The following is a 20,028-nucleotide window of genomic DNA, read 5'->3' on the forward strand; positions in this document are numbered from 1 at the left end:
AAGCTTATTGCTTACAGCATTTTTAGAATGATACAGATAAGCCTACTTGATAAGATTTATTGTTTGGATATACACCTTGGTCGATACCTTTATTGATTAAAGATTGTCCATTCAAACTTACTTCTGGATCATAACCTGTGTAGTTTGTCCAAGTAAGTGCATTTTGTGCCGATACATAGATTCTCAAACTTTTGATATTTGCTTTCTTCACAATTTTCGAAGGAATGGTATATCCTAAAGAAACATTTTTCAAACGATAGTAAGTAGCATCTTCAATAAAACGGTCAGAAATGGTAATGGCAGGATCTTGATACGCCGCTTTTACATCTGTGTTTGTATTCGTTGGCGTCCATCTGTTTAATAAGTCAGATGAGCTGTTGGTATAACCCGTACCTAATTCAAGGTTTGCTCTGTTGGCATTATAAATTTTACCACCAATTGATGCTTGGAAGAAAACGGCTAAATCGAATCCTTTGTAATTGAAAGTATTAGTTAAACCTGCTGTAAAAGCTGGCTGATTTGAAATCACAACTCTATCGCCTGCTTGCGTAATTACGCCATCTCCATTGATATCTTTGTATTTTTGTCCACCAGGACTTTTGTTAGCTTGCGGAGTAAGTGCTGCATCGCCCGATTGAATCACACCATCTGTTTGATACACAATAAATGAACCTAATGGATAACCTACTTTAGCAATTGAAGGAGATGAAATTGAAGGAATAATTTGATCAACACCTTCACCTAAATCTAAAATTTTATTGCTGTTATTTGAATATACCAAAGTAGTATTCCATTTTAAATCGCTATCAATATTGTGTGAATTGATGAATAATTCAAAGCCTTGATTGGCTACTGCTCCGATGTTTTGGTAAACGACAGAAGCTTGTCCGTTGTAAAAATCTGATAAACCAGAAGTACCCGGAACAGTTCTTGTCAACAATAAATCAGTCGTCTTTTTGTAGTAATAATCAGCCACAAGAGTGATTCTATTATTGAAAAGACCGACGTCAATTCCACCATCAATTTGAAACGTTTTTTCCCATCCTAAGTTCGGATTCGGTACTGAATTTGGTGCATAACCTGAAACCGTTGTATTCGAGAAGTTATATCTAAAATAGCTTAATTGTGATAATGATTGATACGAAGGAATGTTTTGATTACCTGTCGAACCAGCACTTAAACGCAATTTAAGACTACTTACATTTTTAATATCTTGGAAGAATTTTTCATTACTAATATTCCAGCCAAAGGCAGCAGAAGGGAAGTATCCCCATTTATTACCATCACCAAATCTTGAAGAACCATCCGCACGCAATGTCAATGTCAATAAATATTTATCATCGTGAACATAGTTTACTCTTCCTAAATAAGAAGCTAAAGACCATGCACTAGCCAATGAACTTGGTGTTCTTGCAGTAATTCCTGTTCCTAAATTATTATAAGAAAACGCATCTGTAGCAAAACCTGCCGCTTCAGCCACAGTACCTTTTGCTTTTGATTGTTGTGCAGTAAAACCGATTACAGCATTGATTTTATTCTTAGCATCAAGTTCTTTATCATAGCTTAATGTGTTTTCATTCAGCCAGTTACTTGTAAATACTGTACCAACAATTGCATCGCCAGCAAGGGCTAAACCTTCAGCAGTACTACTTGGTAAATAACGGTTTTGCTTATTATCAACAATATCAATACCGATTAATACTTTCGCTTTTAAACCATCTGTTAAAGTATATTCTCCTGCTACGTTTCCTAAAATACGGTTCGTAATTGTTTCGTTTAATTGATTGTATAAAGAGTTTATTGGGTTTTGTAAACTTGATTCAAAAGGACTGTTTACTACGAAAGTACCATCATCTTTATAAATCGGCAAAGCAGGAGGTGTTAATAATAAGTTTCCAACAATTGCCGCAGGTGCTACTTGTGATTTGATATTACTTACAGAAATATTTGAAGTAATTTTAAAGTTTTTGCTGTAATCGTGGTCTAATCCAAATCTACCAGAATAACGAACGAAATCTGTATTTTGAAGGACTCCGTTTTGTTTAAAGTAGTTTCCAGAAATTGATAATCGTGTTTTATCTGAACCCGAAAGTATCGATAAACTATGACTTTGAATAGCCGCTTTTCTAAAAGCTGCTGCTTGCCAGTCTGTTCCAACACCAGAAGTATCCAAAGAATAACCTGTTACTGATGGTAATGAAGTTGTTTTTCCGGAGTTTTTAGCAGCATCTTTTCTCAATGACCACCAGTCTTTTGCATTCAAAACAGGTAAAGTTCTGATTACTTCTTGTACACCATAATAAGCATCATAGTTGATAGAAGATTTTCCTTTTGTACCGTTTTTAGTTGTAACAATCACAACGCCATTTGCACCACGTGAACCGTAAATCGCTGTTGCCGAAGCATCTTTCAATACATCAATTGATTCAATATCAGCCGTATTGATTGAAGATAAAGGGTTGATTTTTGAACCATTTGTCACACCAGCATCATTCAAAGAATAATCGTTATTGATTGGAAATCCGTCGATTACATACAATGGATCTGAACCTGCTGTAATTGAGTTATTCCCACGAATCTGTACACTTACTCCACCACCAGGCTGACCAGAAGTTTGTGTAACAATCGCCCCAGCTACTGAACCTTGTAAAAGACGTTCAACCGAAGCAACAGGTTGTGCTTTGATTTCTAAAGGTACTGAAGCTATTGAACCTGTAATATCGCTTCTTTTTTGAGTACCATAACCTACTACGATTACTTCATCCAAACGCTGACCTTTTGATTCAATTAATGAAATACTAAGGTTTTCAAATTCTATAATTTCAATTTCTTTCTTTTTATACCCAACAAAAGTAGCTAGAATAGTAAAAGGAGGTTTTTGACTAGTTTTTAACGTAAATTTTCCGTTTACATCTGTTGTTACGCCTATTGAAGTTCCTTTTATGGCAATGGCTGCACCAATAATGGGTTCTTTTGTTCTTGAATCAATGATTTTTCCTGTAAGTTGTTGGGCACTGGTTTTCAAGGAAACAAATGCCAAAGCCAACATAAAGATTAATTTAAGTAATTTATTATTCATGTTAATTCTATGGATTATATATACTATATCTTCATTCTAAAACTCAGAATAGAAGTAAACAGCAAGGATTATAGGGATTTTTTGTGATTAGAATAATCATCGAATAGAACAGTTTCATTCTATTCGATGATAGAGAAAATACTACAGGGCTTGTGCCAAAGCAGTATCCAAAACACCTTTCAATTCAGCAATTCCACTTTTCTCAAAAGTTACTTTTCCATCTTTATAAAGAATCAAGTATGGAAATGAGGTAACTCTTTTCAAGGATGCAATTAATTGTGGGCTTTCTTCTAATTCGATTTCTACCACTTTTAAAGCATCACCATGTTCTTTTTTTAGGCTTTCTAAAATGGTTTTTACTTTTTTACAAGAACCACAATATTTAGAACCTACATCTACTAAAACCAATTTATTAGAAGCAACAATGTTGTTAAAATCATTAATGTTCAAGCCTTTTTTAGCAGTTGTAAAAAGTGCTTTTCCATGTCCAACCCAAGTACCGATTCCACCATCAAGTACATATACTTCGTTGAAACCTTTTGTTGCTAATTCTTTTGCAAAAGCAACACTTCTGCCATTTGCGATTGAATAGACAAAAACAGGCTGTGCAGGATTGAGTTTTTCAATGAATGAAGCATCTTGAGGATTCAGATTGACCGCTCCATTGATATGATTTTGTGCAAACTCTTCGGCACTTCTAGCATCAATAATTTGTGCTTTTTGTTGTTTCTGAATTTTTTCAGCAAAAATATCTGCTGAAATCCAGTTCTTTTTGTCAACATCACTCGTCTGAGCAAATACTGAAGTACTCAATATTAATGCTCCAAGGATATATTTTAATGACTTAATCATAATTGTAAATTTTAAAATATTGTCTGGGTTAAGCGTATTGTAAAGCAATTTGAGGTTCTACTTCATCGTCTTCGTCTGCTACTTCTGGACCATTGGCTGACAATTCACTGCCATCTTTTTTGGATTTAAAGATTGGCCACAATAACTGTGCATACCATTCTTCGCCTTTATAATTTTTAATACCATAAGCTACTGGATACTGTCTGGTAATCAAGGCTGTACCAAAAATAATGTCCCATAAAAAGAACATATTTCCAAAATTTCCTTTGTAATGCCCTACACCATCATCAGTAGAATCTGCATGATGAGCATGGTGTGTTGCTGGGGTTGAAATAGTACGTTCTAAAACCCACGCAATTGGATGCAACCATTTGTTTTCGTAAAAAGGTTTATCCCATTTAATACTTGAATGTGCCAATTTCGTAATCAAAGACTTCAAACCTTTTACAAATAATGCTGGATAACCCAAACCTAAATACACCAAAACGGTAGTTACATACGACTGTGAAAAGAAAAGTGTATAAATAATGTTTTGTCTTGATGCCATCGCCATACCCATGTACGGTGCCGAATGATGAGTACGGTGGAAACGCCACATAAACGGTACTTGGTGATGTAAACGATGATACCAATATTGTGTCAAGTCATCATAAATTGCGATGATTAATGCCCCAAAAATAAATGGAATCCAAGTAAATTCGTTTTTTGCATGTGGTAAAATAAAAGGCAATACTTTCAAGCCGAAATGAGCTACAAATGGACCAACCACTAATTTTGGTATTGTATAACAAGCAATGTCTAATAGCTTTTCGTTGTTATTCCACTTTTTGCCATAAAGACCCAATGAAAATTCAGCAAAGCCTAGTATAAAGGTTAATGCTGTGAGTCCCCAGCCGTTTAAATTTTTAAAGATTTCTTCGATAAAATGCACCATTTTGATTTTCTGTTTAAGGTAAATAAATTAGTACTTTATGTTTATAGTTTTAAATAGACTAAAAAGGTGAGAATATTTACTAGCTACAAGAAATATGGAACTGACCATCATGTTTTTTATAAAAAATATCGTAAGTAAAGCTATTATTCGCTTGCTTTTGCTGAAGTATTTTGAGACGGTTTTACTTTATTGAGCCAAGGTTTTTCGCCTTTATAATAAAACCATCCCCAGAGTAAAAATACTGGAAGTGCGTAAATAAATAGACTGACAAATGCGTCTCGAAAGATTTTCCGAGCTAGACTTTTTTCTAAGGTCATCTTAATAACGTTTGGTTAGGAAAGATTAATTTAATAAATGTTCTACCAACAGGATTCCACCTGTAAGGATAGAAACGGGAATGATAAATACTAGGATACTGATAAGTACTTTTTTCCCAATTGTGCTAAAATCTTGAAGCGTCATTATTGATTATAATTTTAGGTTTTGTTTCATCAATCTATAGGCTAAAGATTGATGAAACAGCATCAGGTAAGTTGGAAAGGATTAATTTTTATTTTTTAACGTATTAGATTCCACATAAGCACTTTTGTTGTCATTTACTTCGCCTAAACCAACAAAGCCTAAATCTTTTACAAAAGCTTGTCCTTCGTGTTGAGTCCATGAAACAAATCGTTTTAGTTCTTCATTTTCAGCATTTCTGTTAGTAATGAAATAAACGTTTTCTGTTGGAATCGCTTTGTTAGTAGGGTTCTTTTCTAGGAAAGAAATCAATTGGTCTAAATTGCCATAAATTTGCTCGTCTTTATCTAATTTCCCGTTGCTGTTAAGGTCGATAGGAAAGATAGCAAAGTCCTTCAATGGCTCACGAGTTTGTAAATTATACAAGTAACCTAAGTTATTATACGTAATTCCTAGTGGGTCACGTTTAATGGCTTCTAAAAGATTTTTGTCGTCGCCAGTAATTCCTTTTCCAACAATATTCTCAGCATCATCGCCTAAGTAACTAGCAAATGAGATGGAAGAACAAACTTTGCTGGCACGAGTGTAAATTTGGTATTTTGCAGCGTCTTTGTCTTGTTCCAAGGCATCTTCAGGATCTTCCAAGAAATACTTTTTCAGTTCTTCTTTTTTAACGCCTTTTTTAATGGCTTTTTCTGCTAAAGGATTTTTTTCGTTTCCAACTGGTAATAATGCAAATCGGCTTACGGGTATGATTTGTTTATCATTTCCAAAAGCAGTTGGTTCAGCACGGTAGGCAATAATCTGAATGGTAACAGATTCACCTGCATTGCTTGCTAATTGTACATCCGCTTTAGGATATGTTTTTTTATACTCAGTAATCCATTTTTCGATAAGGGGATAAGTAAAGCGTGTGCCGCTTAAACTTACTTTGCTGTTTTGAGCATTACTTGCTACTGCTCCTAATAAAAGAAAAAGTCCTGTTAGTTTAGCTTTCATTTTTTGATATGTTTACGTTTAAAAACATGTAAATAATTGTAAGGGATAAGCGTGACAATACTTTAAGCTTCATGGCAAAGCATAAAAAGTATTTAGCCTAAATAAGATTTAATAATTGGGTTGAGATTTTGGCTATCGACAGCAACAGCAAGAAAATGACGCAAGAGATTGAACCACCTTGAATGTGAAGTCGTGACCATTATTTTTTGAGCATTCCATTTTGTTAACGCTTAATTAAATGTTACGGTAAACTAGGCAATCATACTTTGTTGGTGGCTAACAAGATGATTACGAAGAAATTAAAAGTCTATAATTTCGATAGACAAAGATGGCTTATTGTTTTTGATTATCCAAATGTTTTCAGCAAATTATTGTATATTTTTTGTCAATTTGCTGAAAATCAAGGCTAATTGAAAATTAGTTTTTATCTTTCACACATCTGAATCCTAAATTATTACTGGCACTGCTGGTTTCTCCTTTTCCTCTACTTCCAGCCACATATCGCACACAGTATTGGTCACTACATAAAAAAGAACCGCCTCTTTGCACATGTTTTTCTACATTAGGTTCTTCAGGGTCATAGCTTGAACTAGGTCCTTTTGGATTAAGTTTCGGACTACTTTTATAATAATCAGTACGATACAAATCGCTACACCACTCCCAAACATTGCCATCCATATCGAACAAACCATAAGGATTTTTCGGGAAAGTTTTAGTAGGAGCAAGTTCTTTATAGCCATCTTCCACCGTATTTCCACTTGGAAAATTACCTTGAAAAATATTCGCAACCCATTTATTATTAGGCTTTAAGGTATTTCCCCAATAATATCTTCCCGAAGTTCTTCCACCTCTTGCAGCAAATTCCCATTCTGCTTCAGTAGGTAAACGTTTCCCAGCCCATTTTGCATAGGCCACGGCATCTTGGTAACAAACTTGTACGACGGGTTCATTTTCATGTCCTTTAATAGTACTTTTTGGCCCTTTTGGATGTTGCCAATTAGCTCCTGCTACATATTTCCACCATTGTAAATGATTGTTCAAACCTACATTTCCAGTGGGCGGAGTAAATACTGCTGAACCCGGTACTAAATTTTCGATAGGTACGCCCGGATAATCTGCTGGATTAAGTGGCCGCTCGGCTACAGTTTTATAACCCGTTGCTTTTACAAATTGTGTAAACTCAGCATTTGTCACTTCATGTTCATCCATCAAAAAAGCTTTAACAGTTACAGGATGTTTAGGCTGTGCATCTGGATACTCATCACTTCCCATTATAAAAGTGCCAGCGGGAATTTCCACCATGTTTTGTAGCTTTCCACCTTTGTTAGCAACAATATTTGTTTTATCAGTAGCGAATTTATTTTTAACAAAAGTTGGACTTTTTACTTTACAAACTGTGATTTTAGCATCAGTAGTAGGTTTTTGCTGTACTACTTGAGCATTTCCATTGGAAATCAACCAAGCGAAACCACTGATTCCTAAAATTATATAAATTACTTTTTTCATATTAGTAGCTTTGAGCCGTGAGCTTTGAGATTTTTTTGGTAAAAATACTTTTAAATATTATTCTCAAAGCTCATTAACTAATTTATTTACTTTTTCTTACTGGTAAAAGTGGTGTGGCTGGCTTGATAGTATCATAATCAACCACGCCATTTTGGGCTGCCCATTTGAAATAATCGTTTGAAAGAGCATCTACTACTAAAGGAAATTTCGACGCTACATTTTGAGTTTCGCCTCTATCTTTCTCAATATCAAATAATTGCCATTGATACGAGGGATAAATAGAAACCAATTTCCACTTGCCTTTTCTGACGGCTCTGTTGCCAGCTCTTTCCCAGAAAATCCCTTCTTCTCTTTGTAATTCTTTGTTTTCAAAAAGTAAATTGGTTAAACTTTTTCCGGGTAATGGGTTGGTTTTTAAGCCATTAAATGTTTCTGGATATTTTGCTTCTGCCAATTCGTAAAAAGTAGGAGCTAAGTCTATCAAGTGAGCCGTACCTTTATTGATATTTCCCGCTTTGATTTTTTTAGGAAACCAAGCAATAAATGGCGAGCTAATGCCACCTTCAAAAGCAAAAGATTTGAATGAACGAAAAGGCGAATTGGATAAAAATGACCAATTTTTACCTTGTGATTCAAAAGAACCAGAAGTACCTACTGGACCAGCATTTTTACCAACTTTATCGCCCCAATGTGCTACGTCTTCTGCTGGAGCTCCGTTGTCTGAAATAAAAACAATCAGCGTGTTTTCGTCTTGTTTTAGTTCTTTCAAAGTAGTCAATAACTTACCAATTCCTTGGTCAACTCTGTCCAACATGGCTGCATATACTTCCATTTTGGCTTTCCAAAGTTGCTTTTCGTCATAAGTCAAATTATCCCAATCTGGAATCTCAGCGTCTTTTTCGGCAATACTTTGTTTTTCGTCCAAAAGTCCCAAAGCTTTTAATTTTTCTAAACGTTTCTTTCTGAGAGCGTCCCAACCTGCATTGTATTTTCCTTTGTACTTTGCAATATCTTCGGGCAAAGCTTGTAGAGGCCAATGCGGAGCAGTATAAGCTAGGTACAAAAAGAAGGGCTTTTCTTGATTTGTAGGTTCGCTGATAAATTTAATGGCATGATTGGTTACTTCATCCGTGAAATAATAAGAGTTCGATTTGGGATGAATTTGTTGGTTATTTTCAATTAATGCTACTGGATATGGTTTCCCGAGTGGAATGTCTTCTGCATCAAAATAGTTAGCTCCGCCACCCAAAATTCCATAGAATTGGTCGAAACCTCTTTGGGTTGGCCACACAGATTTATCTTTGCCAACATGCCATTTTCCTGAAAGAAAAGTGTTATATCCTGCGGTTTTGAGTACTTCGCCAAAGGTCAAAGATTCTTTGTTTAAAAATCCTTGATAAGGTGCTAAGCCTAAATTTACATCGAAGTAGCCCACGCCTGCTTTGTGCGGATATTGACCAGTAATCAACGAAGCACGAGTAGGAGCACAGATGGAATTATTATAAAATTCTTTTAGTCTGATTCCCTCAAAAGCTAATTTATCAATATTGGGTGTGTTGATTTCTGAACCATACGCACCGAGGTCGGAGTAACCCATGTCGTCCACCATAACTAAAATGATGTTGGGCTTTTTGGTTTGGGCAAAAGTATTTGGAATGGATAAACTCAAGCCAAGCAAAAGGCTTATCCAAGTAAGTGATTTATTTTTCATAAGAATTTGTCTATTTAAAAAAACAAAGCTAAAGGTTCAAATCTCACAGCTTTTTAAAACCTTGTTCCGTTTCCGATTTGAACGGCTGGTTTGATTTTCTCGTAATTTTCTACATTATTTTTCTTTGCCCAAGCTTCATACTCAGTAATGAGTGTTTTTACGATTTCTGGATTTTTAGCAGATACATCTGTGGTTTCTCCTCTGTCGGCATCTAAATCGTAGAGTTCCCATCTTTTTTCTGGATAAGTAGAAACTAATTTCCATTTACCTTTTCTTACAGCTCTGTTGCCACCACGTTCCCAGAAAATAGGCTGTTCACGGTTTAATGCTGTTCCTTCCAATAAAACATTTTTCAAACTTACTCCTGCTAATGGATTGGTTTTTAATCCATTATAATTTTCTGGATATTTTGCACCTGCGAAATCATAAAAGGTTGGAGCTAAGTCAATTAAATGTCCAGTTCCACGAGCAATACTTCCTGCTTTGTTTTTTTTAGGAAACCAAGCGATAAATGGAGAGCTAATTCCGCCTTCATGGAAATTGTTTTTGTACGAACGGAATGGCGTATTCGACAAAGATGCCCAGCTTTGGTCTTGGTACTCATACGAACCTGCTGAACCAATTGGCCCAGAATTTCTCGAACGTTTTCTGCCTAAAGGTACGTAACCGCCCTGAGCACCATTATCCGAAATAAATACAATCAGTGTATTTTCATCTTTTCTTAATTCCTTCAATTTGGCGACTACTCTACCAATATTTTGGTCAACTCGGTCGAGCATGGCAGCGTAAACTTCCATTTTTCTCTGCCATAATTGTTGTTCGTCATAAGTAAAAGCATCCCAATGTGGAACGTCTTCATCACGAGTAGCGATGGGGTGTTTTGGGTCAACCAAGCCCAAGGCTATTTGTTTTTGGTGGCGAATCGTTCTTAGTGAATCCCAACCTAAAGCATATTTTCCTTTATACTTGGCAATGTCTTCCGGCAAAGCTTGTAAAGGCCAGTGCGGAGCGTTGTAGGCCAAGTATAAGAAAAACGGTTTTTGTGTTTTTTGTTGGTCTTCAATAAACGAAAGAGCTTTATCGGTAATAGTATTGGTTAAATACTCGCCTTCTTTTAAAGTAATTTTTTTGTTGTTTTCAACCAATTCAACAGGAACGTCATTTGAATCAGCATAAAAATTACTTGCACCGCCAATAAAACCGTAGAATTTATCAAAACCTCTTTGGTTTGGCCAATACAAACTATCGTTTCCCACGTGCCATTTTCCCGAAAGAAAAGTATTGTAGCCTGCGGTTTTGAGTACTTCGCCAAAGGTCAAGGATTCTTTATTCAAAAAACCTTGATAAGCGGGCAAACCTAAATTCACATTAAAATAACCAACTCCAGCTTTGTGCGGATATTGCCCCGTAATCAAAGAGGCACGAGTAGGAGCACAGATGGAATTATTATAAAATTCTTTCAATCGGATGCCTTCAAAAGCTAACTTATCAATGTTTGGCGTACTGATTTCCGAACCATAAGCACCAATGTCTGAATAGCCCATATCGTCCACCATGATTAAAATGATGTTAGGCGGATTATTACTTTTTTTCTTTTGTCCGAAGGAAGAAAAACCTACTGAGAAAAGACTTAATAAAAGGATTAGTTTGATTTTCATGTAATATTAAACTATTTTATCTATAGAAATAGTCTTTTAAAATGATACTTTTAGTTAACTGAAAACGATTATCCTCCCAAACTTTATGCTTGGATAATGATTTTCAACAAAAGATTGTGTGATTGATGTTGACTAGCAACAACAAAGTAGATTTGAAAAAATGGGAGATACCGCCATAGGAATAACATTTCGACATTTTTGGAAAATGCGTAATTGGGTTAAATTCATGTTAAAATTTACAATGATTTGAATTTAATTGCTGGTGGCTAACAAGTAAATTCCATTAAAATTATTATTAGTCTATAATTTCGATAGGCAAAGTTGTTTTATTGATTTTGAATATCCAAATTTTTTTTGAAAATATTTGACTTTGATTACACAAATTGATAAAAAGTGCAGATTTGATAGAAATGAATAAAAATTAGAGTATTTAACAGTTAGCAAAATTAAATTTCAAGAAATGAACAATCTGCCCAATTTTGAATGGTAAATTATCCAGATGTCGATAAACTTCCACCTTTTGTCGAATAAAGTCATGGTTTATGCTGTTTTATTTACTATTTTTAGACTGTACTGTTCTTTCAATTTGATTTAACAGGCTCTTTCATCAAGATTTTACTTCATTTAATTTTAACTTCAATCAACAAACCCCAATATGAATAGAAGGGATTTTATCCAATTATCTGGTATGGGCTTAGGAGCCATGATGGGTTCGTCCATTCCTGTTTTGGGAAATATGGTTACGGCAGAACATTTGCTAGAACCTGCCGCTGATGTAGCTTTCAAAAAACGAATGGCAGACATCGCTCTCAACGCTACCAAATCTCGTGGTGCTACTTATACCGACGTTCGTATCGGTAGATATTTACAACAATTTTTGTTTACTCGTGAAAACAAAGTTCAGAACATTGTAAATGCGGAGTCCTATGGTGTAGGCATTAGAGTAATTGCTAATGGCACTTGGGGCTTTTCAGCAACGAGTGATGTTACGCCAGAAGGTATTGCTAAATGTGCTGAAACGGCAGTAGCCATTGCCAAAGCCAATTCAAAAATTCAGAAAGAACCTGTCATTCTTGCTCCACAAAAAGGTGTTGGCGAAGTTTCTTGGAAAACGCCCATCGTAAAAAATGCTTTTGAAGTACCCGTTCAAGAAAAAATAGATTTGTTAATGAAAGTAAACAGTGAAGCCATGAAAAATGGTGCTGGCTTTGTTACTTCTAATTTATTTTTAGTAAATGAACAAAAGTATTTTGCTTCTTCTGACGGTTCTTATATCGACCAAGACGTTCATCGTATTTGGCCCACGTTTACTGTCACTGCGGTTGACAAAGCGGCTGGAAAGTTCAAAACTCGTGATGCCATCAGCTCGCCAATGGGCATGGGTTATGAGTATCTCGACGGTTTGGCAAGTGAAAAAATTGCTGCTCCAAATGGTTTAGTCGGCTACCGTAATTCTTATGATATGGTTGAAGATGCCATCATGGCAGCTAAACAAGCCAAAGAAAAAATGACTGCGAAGTCGGTAATGGCTGGAAAATATGATTTAATTCTGGATCCAAATCACTTAGGTTTAACGATTCACGAATCTGTTGGTCACCCGACTGAACTTGACCGTGTATTGGGTTATGAAGCCAATTACGCAGGAACAAGTTTCGCTACTTTGGATAAATGGAAAACGAAAGCATTCAACTACGGAAGTAAGCAAGTAAATATTGTTGCAGATAAAACACAACCGCATACTTTAGGTACAGTTGGTTACGACGACGAAGGTGTGCCTTGTAAAGAATGGGATTTAATCAAAGATGGTATTTTGGTGAATTACCAAGCTACTCGTGACCAAGTAAATATTTTGGGAGAAAATGCTTCGCATGGCTGTTGCTATGCCGATAACTGGAATTCGGTTCAGTTCCAAAGAATGCCAAATGTTTCTTTGCGTCCAGGTAAAGAGAAATTGAGTGTTTTTGACATGATTAAGGGTGTTGAAAAAGGGATTTATATCATTGGTCGTGGTTCGTATTCAATTGACCAACAACGTTATAACTTTCAATTTGGCGGTCAGTTATTCTATGAAATCAAGAACGGAGAAATTGTGGGAATGTTGGATGATGTAGCGTATCAGTCGAATACACAAGAATTCTGGAATTCATGTGCGCAAATTTGTGATAAAGACGACTACCGTACTTTTGGTTCTTTCTTCGATGGAAAAGGTCAGCCTTCACAAGTAAGTGCTGTTTCTCATGGAAGTTCGACAACACGTTTCAACGGTGTAAATGTGATTAACACAGGACGTAAAATATAGTTTAATGGGCTTTAGGCAATAGGCTTTAGGCTATAAGCTTTTTTTGCTTACAGCTTATGGCCTAAAGCTTACAGCCTTCAACTTAATCTCGCAAAAAAACATGTCAATTATATTAACAAAAGAAGAAGCTAAAAAAATCATAGATAAGGTTTTAGCCTTTTCAAAAGCAGACGAAATGAGTGTGTCGCTAAGTGGTAGCCGCACAGGAAATATTCGTTATGCTAGAAATTCAGTTTCAACAAGCGGTGAATCACTTGACCTTTCTTTGGCAGTAACCGCAGTATTTGGCAAACGTTCAGGTACGGCAACAATCAATGAATTTGATGATAAATCATTAGAAAAAACCGTTAGAAGAGCTGAAGAAATCGCCAAATTAGCCCCAGAAAACCCTGAATATGTGCCAATGCTTGGTCCACAAACATATTTAGAAACAAGTACTTTTTCAGAAAGTACAGCTAAAATCGACCCAGATTATCGTGCGAAAGCCGCTTTTGAAAGTATCGACCCTTGTTCTAAAAAAGGTTTGACAGCTGCGGGTTATTTAGAAGATTCTTCGGGTTTCAATGCTATGGGAAATAGCAAAGGACTTTTTGCTTATAATAAATCAACTTCTATAGATTTTTCAATTACGGTGCGTACAGCCGACGGATTAGGTTCTGGTTATGCCATTCGTGATTTTAACGATGTTTCAAAACTAAGTACTAAATCTGCAACTGAAATTGCAATGCAAAAGGCATTGGCTTCAAGTTCAGCAAAGGCTTTAGAACCGGGGAAATATACAGTAATTCTTGAACCTGCCGCTTCGATTGATTTATTGCAAAATATGATGCGAAGCATGGATGCTAGAAATGCTGACGAAGGTAGAAGTTTCTTGAGCAAAAAAGGTGGCGGTATTCGTTTAGGAGAAAAACTATTCGACGAAAGAGTAAACATTTATTCAGACCCAAGTAATCCTGAAATTCCTAAAGCTGGTTTTTCTGGTGATGGTCGTCCACAAGAAAAAATCTATTGGATAGAAAACGGGGTTGTAAAAAACCTTACTTATTCAAGATTCTGGGCAGAGAAAAAAGGCGTAAAAGCAACGCCACCACCATCAGGATTTATCATGGCTGGCGGTACAGAATCTTTGGCAGATTTGATTAAAGGAACTGAAAAGGGTATTTTGGTTACTCGTTTTTGGTACATACGTGCAGTTGATCCACAAACATTACTTTACACAGGACTTACTCGTGACGGTACTTTTTATATCGAAAAAGGACAAATTAAATATCCTATCAAGAATTTCCGTTTCAACGAAAGCCCAGTAATTATGCTTAATAATTTAGAAGCAATGGGTGCACCAATGCGTATTGGAGGTAGTTTGGTTCCTCCCTTAAAAATAAGAGACTTTACCTTCAGTAGTTTATCTGATGCGGTTTAGTTGATGAAGGTGAATGGCTGAAAACTCAGACCATTCACCTTCTTTATTTAACCATTCATCAAAATCATCATTTCAAAGTATTCATTACTTCATCAGAAACAATATATTTAGGTATTTGGAAAAACTCGCCAGAGCGGTTTTAGGAATGTCTTATTAACTTTTAGCTTACTTTTAAAAGCCTTAATAAGTATAACTCCTTAGCTAATTTGTAGGTGTTTTTTCTCGTATCTATTTCAACTAAAAACTAAAAAAACTTTGAAAAGAAGAGATTTTATTCAAATGTCAGGCTTAGGAATGGGAGCAATGATGCTACCAAACATCCCGATTGTTGGAAGGCCTGTTTCCGCAGAAGCTCTTTTGGATGGTACTGTAGATGTAGCCATCAAAAAAAGATTAGCTGATGCTGCTCTTAATGCTGCCAAAGCCAAAGGTGCCACTTACACAGATGTAAGAATTGGGCGTTATCTCAATCAATTCGTGGTTACTCGTGAAGACAAAGTTCAGAATATTGTCAACACCGAATCCTATGGTGTAGGCGTAAGAGTAATTGCCAATGGTTGTTGGGGATTTGCTGCCGTTGTAGATGCCAAATCTGAAGCCGATACCGCTCGTGCAGCCGAAGAAGCTGTTGCGATTGCCAAAGCAAATGCCAAATTGATGACGCAACCCGTTCAATTAGCTCCACAAAAAGGTTTTGGTGAAGTTAGTTGGAAAGCTCCTATTCAAAAAAATGCTTTTGAAGTACCCATTAAAGAAAAAGTTGATTTATTGTTGGGTGTGAATGATGCTGCCATGAAAAATGGCGCTAACTACGTAAACTCAGTCATGTTTTTAGTGAATGAGCAAAAGTACTTTGCTTCTTCCGATGGTTCGTATATCGACCAAGATATTCACAGAATTTGGCCGATTTTTAATGTAACAACTATCGACCCTAAATCAGGAAAATTTGAAACTCGCCGTACATTGAGCGCTCCAATGGGAATGGGTTATGAATATCTTCAGACCAATCCAAGCGATAAAATTACAGGAATCACTACCCGCTACAACAAAGGTTACGATATGTTGGAAGACGTTATCGCTGCCTCAAAACAAGCCAAAGAAAAGCTAACCGCAAAATCTGTTGAAGCTGGGAAGTACGATTTAGTATTAGACCCATCGCATCTTTGGTTAACCATTCACGAATCGGTAGGTCACCCATTGGAACTTGACCGTGTATTGGGATATGAAGCCAATTTTGCAGGTACTTCATTTGCTACTTTAGATAAATGGCAAAGTAAAAACTTCAACTACGGAAGTAAACAAGTAAATCTATTTGCTGATAAAACACAGGTAGGTTCGCTAGGTGCTGTTGGTTGGGACGATGAGGGCGTAAAAACTAAACAATGGGATTTAGTAAAAGACGGTACTTTGGTGAATTATCAAGCCATTCGTGACCAAGCCCATATTATCGGCGAAAAAGAATCTCATGGTTGTTGCTATGCAGATAGCTGGTCGTCGGTACAGTTTCAACGCATGGCAAATGTTTCGCTTGCTCCGGGCAAAACCCCTTTGTCGGTTGAAGAAATGATTAAAGATGTAAAAAAAGGAATTTATATCGTTGGCGATGGTTCTTTCTCGATTGACCAACAACGTTATAATTTCCAATTTGGCGGACAATTGTATTATGAGATTAAGGATGGAAAAATTGTAGGAATGCTAAAAGATGTAGCTTACCAATCTAATACTCAGGAATTCTGGAATTCTTGCGTACAAGTTTGTGATGAGCGTGATTATCGTTTGGGTGGTTCTTTCTTTGATGGAAAAGGTCAGCCTTCGCAATCAAGTGCTGTTTCACATGGTAGTTCAACGGCTCGTTTTAATGGCGTAAATGTAATTAATACAGCACGTAAGATTTAAATAGCTTTATTGGCTTTATGCTATAAGCCATAGGCTATAAGCTTTTTAAAAAGGTTTATAGCTTACAGCCTAAAGCCTACTGCTTAGAGCAATTCAAACGTCCAAACTCCTTTAATCTCGAAATCAACATGTCAGTAATATTAACCGAAAGTGAAGCTAAAACCTTGCTTGAAAAGGTTTTAAAGTATTCAAAAGCAGATGAATGTGAAGTAAATCTGTCGGGCGAAATACGTGGAAATATCCGCTATGCTCGTAATGAAGTATCCACAAGTGGTGCTTTAACTAATCAAAATTTATCGGTGCAATCTGCTTTTGGTAAAAAAGTAGGCGTTGCGACAATTGATGAATTTGATGATGCTTCTTTAGAAAAAGTAGTGCGTCGTTCAGAAGAATTAGCACAATTAGCTCCTGAAAATCCCGAATATGTAGGTTTGTTAGGGCCACAAACTTATATTAAATCTAATGGATATTTCGATTCAACCGCTAGCGTTTCACCCGATACTCGTGCTGAAGCTGTTAGCAAAAGTTTGAAATTATCCAGAGAACAAAAATTGGTTGCCGCTGGCTTTTTAGAAGACCAAAAAGGTTACTCTGCCATAATGAATTCTAAAGGACTTTTTGCTTATTATAAAAGTACCAATGTGAATTTTTCATTGACAGTTCGTACAGAAGATGGTACCGGTTCTGGCTACGTAGCCAAAGGTTATAGCGACGTCAATAAATTAGATACTGCGGCAGCGACTAAAATTGCGATGCAAAAATCATTGGGTTCAAAAGGAGCAAGAGCTTTAGAGCCAGGGAAATATACCGTAATTTTAGAGCCAACAGCAGCGGCAGTTTTATTAGAAAATATCTACTTTGATATGGATGCCCGCAGTGCAGATGAAGGTCGTTCATTCTTTAGTAAACCGGGTGGCAAAACAAAACTTGGTGAAAAAATTGTTGATGAAAGAGTGACTTTTTTCTCTGATCCAACTCATCCTGAATTACCAGCTTCGTCATGGTCAGGCGATGGTTTACCGCAAGAAAAAATGATGTGGATTGAAAAAGGTGTAGTTAAAAACCTTTCTTATTCAAGATATTGGGCAAAAGAAAAAGGAGTAAAACCTGTTCCTTTTCCTAATAACATGATTATGATGGGTGGAACAGCCACATTAGAAGAAATGATTAAAAGTACCCAAAGAGGTATTTTAGTTACTAAACTTTGGTATATCCGTTCTGTAGATCCACAAACATTATTACAAACTGGTCTTACTCGTGACGGTACTTTTTATATTGAAGACGGAAAAATTAAGTATCCAATCAAAAATTTCAGATTCAACGAAAGTCCGATTATCATGCTTAATAACCTTGAAATGCTAGGTAAAACAGAGCGTGTAGTGAGTACTGAATCGAATCAAAATTACATGGTACCGCCAATGAAAATCAGAGAATTTACCTTCTCGTCACTTTCGGATGCGGTATAGAAAGCTTTAGGCAGTAGGCTTTAGGCTGTAAGCTTTGGATTATAGAATAATTTAGGTTTTGATTTGTTTAAATATAACACTTCTAATTCCTTAAAATTCAATAGCCTAAAGCTTACAGCCAATAGCTTAAAGCATTAAAAAAATTATGAAACCATTTATTTTTACAAGAATTCAATATACTTCTGGAGATTGGGATACTGACCAACGAATGCCTTCAAATATCCTTAATTCTTTGGTAGAATATACAACCATTCCCATTGATGAAAAAGAAAAAGTGGTTTTATTGAGCAGTAACGAGCTTTTTAAAAGCCCTTTTTGCTATTTGAGTGGGCATAAATTGGTAGAATTCTCAAGTAAAGAAAGAGACAATTTTCGCAAATATGTAGAAAACGGTGGTTTTGTATTTGTGGATGATTGTAATCATGATATTGATGGACTTTTTGCCAAATCGTTTGAACAGGAAATGGGAAGAACTTTTGGTGAAAAAGCCTTGCAAAAAATTCCGAATACTCATCCCATTTACAATTGTTTTTTTCATTTTGAAGGACCGCCAACAACCAGTTTTGAATTAAACGGTTGGGGAGATGACCTTGTTCATGATTATTTAAAAGCCATCACCATTAATGGAAGAATTGGCGTTTTGTACAGTAATAAAGATTACGGCTGTGAATGGGATTACGACTTCCGAAACAAGCGATGGCTCGCTGAGGACAATACAAAATTTGGAGTAAATATCATTCAATACGCACTAACAGTATAGACATTGGAAAATAAAGACCTTACTTTTTATAAAACATTAGTGGTGAAACTGCCATTGCTCAAAAAAGAAATTGCCAAAGTTATTGTAGGACAAGAAGAAGCAATCGATGAAATCCTGATTTCCCTTTTGGCAGGCGGACATTGTTTGTTAGAAGGTGTTCCCGGCTTGGCAAAAACGCTGATGGTAAAAACCATTTCAGAAGCGTTGGAAATGAAGTTCAAAAGAGTACAATTTACGCCAGATTTAATGCCAGGCGATATTGTAGGAACTGAAATTTTGGAAGAAGACCACGAAACTGGTAAGAAATTCTTCAAATTTAATAAAGGGCCAATCTTTGCAAACATTGTTTTGGCGGATGAGATTAACCGTACTCCTCCTAAAACGCAAGCAGCTTTGCTAGAAGCAATGCAAGAATATAAGGTAACTTATGCAGGTACAAATTATGATTTGCCTAAGCCTTTTTTGATTATTGCCACGCAAAACCCCATCGAACAGGCGGGTACTTATCCGCTTCCTGAAGCACAATTAGACCGCTTTTTATTATATATCAAACTGGGATATCCTTCTGAAACAGAAGAATTACAAGTATTAAAAAGTACTACGGGTGTAGGCAAACAAAATCTCCAAACGGTGATGTCTGATGAAGACATTATTACTTTACAACAACTAACCCGTCAGGTACATATTAGTGAAGAATTGATTGTGAAAATCAATCAAATTGTACGCTCTACTCGTCCAGCAAGTACTTCTTCTACTTTCGTAAAGCAGTGGTGCGATTGGGGAGCTGGTCCACGTGCTGGGCAAGCTTTAGTACTTTGTGCCAAAGCAAGAGCCGTTTTGAACGAACGTTTTTCTGTGTTACCAGAAGACATAGAAACACTAGCCTTTCCGATTTTAAGACATCGTATTGCCCTTAATTTTAGAGCTGATGCCGAAGGAATTACAACGGATGATGTGATTGCTGAATTATTGAAAAATTTGAAATAATT

14 protein-coding genes are annotated in these 20,028 nt (G+C 36.2%); 6 read left to right on the forward strand and 8 right to left on the reverse strand.

Annotated features, from left to right (window positions below; genetic code table 11):
• Positions 1-22 precede the first annotated feature (22 nt).
• From VB776_RS12820 to VB776_RS12855, 8 genes are all read right to left on the reverse strand, one after another.
• The gene (locus VB776_RS12820) at positions 23-3,079 is read right to left on the reverse strand and encodes a SusC/RagA family TonB-linked outer membrane protein (protein WP_323330252.1); all 3,057 of its coding nucleotides are present in this window, start codon (positions 3,077-3,079) and stop codon (positions 23-25) included.
• Positions 3,080-3,220: 141 nt separating this feature from the next.
• Entirely contained in the window at positions 3,221-3,931 is a 711-nt protein-coding gene (locus tag VB776_RS12825) for a rhodanese-like domain-containing protein (RefSeq protein WP_323330254.1), read from the reverse strand.
• 28 nt (positions 3,932-3,959) lie between these two features.
• A complete protein-coding gene (locus tag VB776_RS12830) occupies positions 3,960-4,865 on the reverse strand; it encodes a sterol desaturase family protein (protein WP_323330256.1) in 906 nt (301 codons plus the stop codon).
• Positions 4,866-5,008: 143 nt separating this feature from the next.
• Positions 5,009-5,182 (reverse strand): hypothetical protein, encoded by a 174-nt coding sequence (locus VB776_RS12835; RefSeq protein ID WP_323330257.1) that lies wholly within the window; start codon positions 5,180-5,182, stop codon positions 5,009-5,011.
• A 226-nt stretch (positions 5,183-5,408) separates the two neighbouring features.
• A complete protein-coding gene (locus VB776_RS12840; protein WP_323330259.1) occupies positions 5,409-6,323 on the reverse strand; it encodes a hypothetical protein in 915 nt (304 codons plus the stop codon).
• Between the two features lie 417 nt (positions 6,324-6,740).
• Positions 6,741-7,625: a formylglycine-generating enzyme family protein gene (locus VB776_RS12845; RefSeq protein WP_407653826.1), complete on the reverse strand. Its 885-nt coding sequence runs from the start codon at positions 7,623-7,625 to the stop codon at positions 6,741-6,743.
• A 286-nt stretch (positions 7,626-7,911) separates the two neighbouring features.
• On the reverse strand, positions 7,912-9,540 hold the full coding sequence (locus VB776_RS12850) for an arylsulfatase (RefSeq protein WP_323330263.1): 1,629 nt from the start codon (positions 9,538-9,540) through the stop codon (positions 7,912-7,914).
• A 53-nt stretch (positions 9,541-9,593) separates the two neighbouring features.
• Entirely contained in the window at positions 9,594-11,198 is a 1,605-nt protein-coding gene (locus tag VB776_RS12855) for an arylsulfatase (RefSeq protein ID WP_323330265.1), read from the reverse strand.
• Between the two features lie 655 nt (positions 11,199-11,853).
• On the opposite strand from VB776_RS12855, the gene VB776_RS12860 reads away from it, so the two are divergent.
• The 6 genes from VB776_RS12860 to VB776_RS12885 all read left to right on the forward strand — a co-directional run bounded on the left by VB776_RS12860 (position 11,854) and on the right by VB776_RS12885 (position 20,026).
• Positions 11,854-13,497, forward strand: coding sequence for a TldD/PmbA family protein (locus VB776_RS12860; protein ID WP_323330266.1), 1,644 nt, complete (start codon positions 11,854-11,856; stop codon positions 13,495-13,497).
• Between the two features lie 100 nt (positions 13,498-13,597).
• Positions 13,598-14,917, forward strand: coding sequence for a TldD/PmbA family protein (locus VB776_RS12865; RefSeq protein ID WP_323330268.1), 1,320 nt, complete (start codon positions 13,598-13,600; stop codon positions 14,915-14,917).
• A gap of 255 nt (positions 14,918-15,172) precedes the next feature.
• Positions 15,173-16,813 carry a TldD/PmbA family protein gene (locus VB776_RS12870; RefSeq protein WP_323330270.1) on the forward strand — a complete coding sequence of 547 codons (1,641 nt, stop codon included), beginning with the start codon at positions 15,173-15,175 and terminating at the stop codon, positions 16,811-16,813.
• Between the two features lie 128 nt (positions 16,814-16,941).
• Positions 16,942-18,279, forward strand: coding sequence for a TldD/PmbA family protein (locus tag VB776_RS12875; protein ID WP_323330272.1), 1,338 nt, complete (start codon positions 16,942-16,944; stop codon positions 18,277-18,279).
• 145 nt (positions 18,280-18,424) lie between these two features.
• Positions 18,425-19,039 (forward strand): DUF4159 domain-containing protein, encoded by a 615-nt coding sequence (locus VB776_RS12880; RefSeq protein WP_323257923.1) that lies wholly within the window; start codon positions 18,425-18,427, stop codon positions 19,037-19,039.
• A gap of 3 nt (positions 19,040-19,042) precedes the next feature.
• A complete protein-coding gene (locus VB776_RS12885) occupies positions 19,043-20,026 on the forward strand; it encodes an AAA family ATPase (protein ID WP_323330274.1) in 984 nt (327 codons plus the stop codon).
• Positions 20,027-20,028: the final 2 nt, after the last annotated feature.

Origin of the sequence: Arcicella gelida (assembly GCF_034931025.1) — a bacterium.
GTDB lineage: Bacteria > Bacteroidota > Bacteroidia > Cytophagales > Spirosomataceae > Arcicella > Arcicella gelida.